3 protein-coding genes and 1 pseudogene are annotated in these 3168 nt (G+C 71.3%); 1 reads left to right on the top strand and 3 read right to left on the bottom strand.

The genetic code is table 11. The features are described from left to right. The first annotated feature begins 179 nt into the window (after positions 1-179). Positions 180-404: a hypothetical protein gene (locus G446_RS21175; protein ID WP_245574719.1), complete on the top strand. Its 225-nt coding sequence runs from the start codon at positions 180-182 to the stop codon at positions 402-404. Between the two features lie 66 nt (positions 405-470). Here G446_RS21175 and cas2 read toward each other — a convergent pair whose 3' ends face one another. The 3 genes and pseudogenes from cas2 to G446_RS21590 form a co-directional block, all read right to left on the bottom strand. After that, positions 471-758, bottom strand: a complete 288-nt coding sequence (gene cas2, locus G446_RS0113305) for a CRISPR-associated endonuclease Cas2 (RefSeq protein WP_026410503.1) — start codon at positions 756-758, stop codon at positions 471-473. Continuing rightward, complete coding sequence (locus tag G446_RS0113300) at positions 749-1087, bottom strand: CRISPR-associated endonuclease Cas1 (protein WP_084779255.1); 339 nt, start codon at positions 1085-1087, stop codon at positions 749-751. Before G446_RS0113300 ends, cas2 begins: the two co-directional genes overlap by 10 nt. An 83-nt stretch (positions 1088-1170) precedes the next feature. Next, positions 1171-2325: pseudogene (locus tag G446_RS21590) on the bottom strand (reverse transcriptase domain-containing protein); the annotation flags it as partial. Positions 2326-3168: the final 843 nt, after the last annotated feature.

Below are 3168 nucleotides of genomic sequence, written 5' to 3'. Positions count from 1 at the left end.
GTCAGGGAGCACCACGCACCTGTAGGTGCATTGAGCCTTTCTCGCCAGGAACGGCAGCCCAGGGGCGAGGATTGGCGCGGTGCCGCGGAAAGGAGGAGTGCGGAGCGGGGGCGGCGCGCACAGGGGCCGCACAGTCCAGTGCGGCCCCGGGTCCTCCCCTCCCGCACTAGACTGCACTCATGAATTGGCACCGCTTGTGTGACTGGATCCCGGCGATCCGAGGACGCCGCAAGGATAATGATCCGAACGGAGTCTTCTGCAAGAACGACATCGCTTCCGGGCATGATCACTCGGCGGCCGAGGCCCTGGAGGACATCGAGGCGGCTCGCGCCGCAAGGGCGGAGGTCTCCGCCGAGGGGAGCATCCCCTGGGATCGGGTCAGGGCCGACCTCGGCCTGATATGACACCGGATCGCGCGGCCCCGCGGCCGTGCGGCGGTTGTGCGGGCGGGCCGCCTCGGCCCCGCCCCCTCACCACACCCCGCGGTACAGGCCGCCGTCGTCGAGGTCGGGGGCGGTGCCGTGGACCTCGCCGCGCGCCAGGCAGGCGGCGCACAGCGGATAGATGTGGACGACGTCGTCGTCGGCGTCGATGATCTCGTCGACGCACGTGCGCACCTGCCCCAGCTCGTCGTCCTCCAGCCGCAGACTGAAGACGGACTCCTGTATCCGGTACCCCCAGCCCTCCAGGGCGGCGGCGAGCCGGGTGCGCCGGGAGTCGGCGGCGATGTCGTAGGCGAGAACGACGGTCAGCGCCATGACGCGCCGCTCCACCTGTAGTCGGGCTCGACAATGGCCCGACCGAGCAGTTGGGCCTGGTGGTGTATGTGGCGCCGCCAGGTGCCGGCGAAACCCGGCAGGGCGCCCTTGACCTGGCGCTGGAGCGTGGCCTCGTAACCGTCGACGAGCACCTTCTTGCCGTTCTTGTCCAGCCACACCCCCTCACCGTCGCCGGAAATGGTGGCGTGCTCGGGCCGCAGGCGCCGCGAGCGGAGCAGCGCCATGACGGTGCGGTCCACGAGCAGGGGGCGGAACTCCTCCATGAGGTCCAGCGACAGGCTGGGGCGCTTGTCCGTGGAGGCGTGCAGAACGCCGAGGAGGCGACGTCGGCGCCCCCGTCGCGCCGGCCGGTGCGGTGCAGAACGCTGACCTGGTGGTGCATCTTGGCCCGGACAATGGCTCGGGCGAGCGGCAGGCGGGCCCCGTCGTCGGCGGCGAAGGCGGCCTGGGTGAGCAGTCGGCGCGCGTTGGCGGTGTCGCGCGGGGCGGAGAGCTGTCCGAGGTAGCCGCCGTGCCGGGACAGGAAGATGACGTCGACGTCGTTGCGCAGGGCCCAGGAGCGGGCCCCGGCGGACAGCCCGACGGCGCCGGTGAGCACAATGCGGCTGACGGCCCTGCGGGGGATGGAGACGAGCGGGAGTTCGTCGGCGCCGCTGACGATCAGCCGCCCCTTGCTCACGTGGACGCGCGCGCCGTCGCGGCCGACGTAGACGACCTCGTCGGGGTTGGGGGCGCCCTTGATGTCATGGTGGGGGTCGACGGCCGGACGGGTGCGGGAGAAGTCGACTCCGAGGAAGCAGAAGCCCTCGTCGAAGGTGGTCATGGCGGTCTTCTCCTCGTTGAGGTTCAGCCCGTGGGCGGCGACGAGTGAGCCGAGCAGCTCGCGGGCGGCCAGCAGGTCGTCCCGGGCGGGGGCGCACACGACGATGTCGTCGGCGAAGCGGGCGTAGCCGTATCCGGCGTCGTTCAGGGCGTGGTCGGCGTCGTTCAGGACGAGGTTGGCCAGCAGCGGCGACAGGCAGGAGCCCTGGGCGATGCCGCGGCTGCGAGTGCGGCGCTCCCCGCGGGCGCGGCGGGGCCGGGCGATGAGGCGGATGAGGTCGATGGTGCGCGGGCAGCCGACGACGGGGGCGAGGACCGTCAGGGCGTCCTCGACGTCGAGGTTGGGGAAGTAGTCCTCGACGTCGGTGCGCAGGACGTGGCGGTAGCCGTCGTCGCGCAGGGTGGCGAGGTGGTGGACGGCGTCGTCGGCTCCGATGCCGGTGCGGTAGGCGAAGGAGCAGGGGGACATGATCCGGTCGGCGTCGTGCGCGATGGTGTTGACGACGGCGCGCTCGACGACGCGGTCGCGGATGGTGGGGATGTGCAGGACGCGGGTCTGACCGGGAGTGCGCTTGGGGATGTCGGCGCGCAGGAGCGGGGCGGGGAGGTAGGTGCCCTCGCGCAGGGAGGCGGACAGCTCGGCGAGGAAGCGGTCGAGGTCTCCGGCGATGAGGCGGGTCTGGCGCTGGAGGAGGCCGTCGCGGGCGTCCCTGACCAGGACCATCTGCCAGGCGCCGGCCAGGCCCTCGATCGAGCTGAGGCGTTCGAAGGGCGTGGCCGCGGCGGTGGCGGGAGGGGCGGTGGCCTCGGCGGGGTCGGCGAAGGCGGCGCGCAGCGGGTAGAAATTCTGGCCGAGGTACTGATCCGGGCGGGTGAATGCAGGGCCGTCGGTGCGACGGCGGCGATGGAAGGCGCGGGGTCGAGTGCTCGGGGCGTTCGGGGCGCCCGGGACATCCGGCTGTTCGCGGTGTCCGGCGGATTCCGAATTCATCTTCACTGCACTCCCCGACGAGTCAGTCAGTCGCGGGTCCTTTCGAATATTCGGAGGCGGCGCCGCACGGCGGTGTTCGAACATCTTCGAGCGCACAACGTTCCTCCGCCCTGGAAAGTCAGGATAGCAAACCCCCGCCTGCACGTCACGGACCCGGGTCGGATGCGAGTGTCGGGACGGCCCGTCATCAACGGCGCTTGCGCCGGCGCGACCAGTTCCGGGGCCGGGTCCGGGATCGGCCGCTCGCGGCCGTGTCGACCGTGCCGATCCCGGCGGAAGAGGTGTTGGGCGATTCGCCTCACCGATGTCTGCGGCGGGGCCGAGCTCCCGGCGGGAGAACCATATTGCGGCGCGCGGGGATGAGGTGGGGCGGCGGATTGCTGGGAGTTCCGGTCGCAGCGCCCCGCGACCGCGATCCCGATGCGCGCACGGAGGTACCCATCAACGACGCGATAGCGAACTGGTACAGCAATGGAGATGTGGTCTCAATGCACCTACAGGTGCGTGGTGCTCCCTGACGCCGACGCTGCCCCGGCCGCCCGCGGCGATCTGATGAGTCTCAATGCACCTACAGGT

Source organism: Actinomyces dentalis DSM 19115 (genome assembly GCF_000429225.1).
GTDB classification, from domain to species: Bacteria; Actinomycetota; Actinomycetes; order Actinomycetales; family Actinomycetaceae; genus Actinomyces; species Actinomyces dentalis.
The sequence above is the reverse complement of the archived record's forward strand: the minus strand, read 5'-3'. Positions and strand labels throughout refer to the sequence as shown.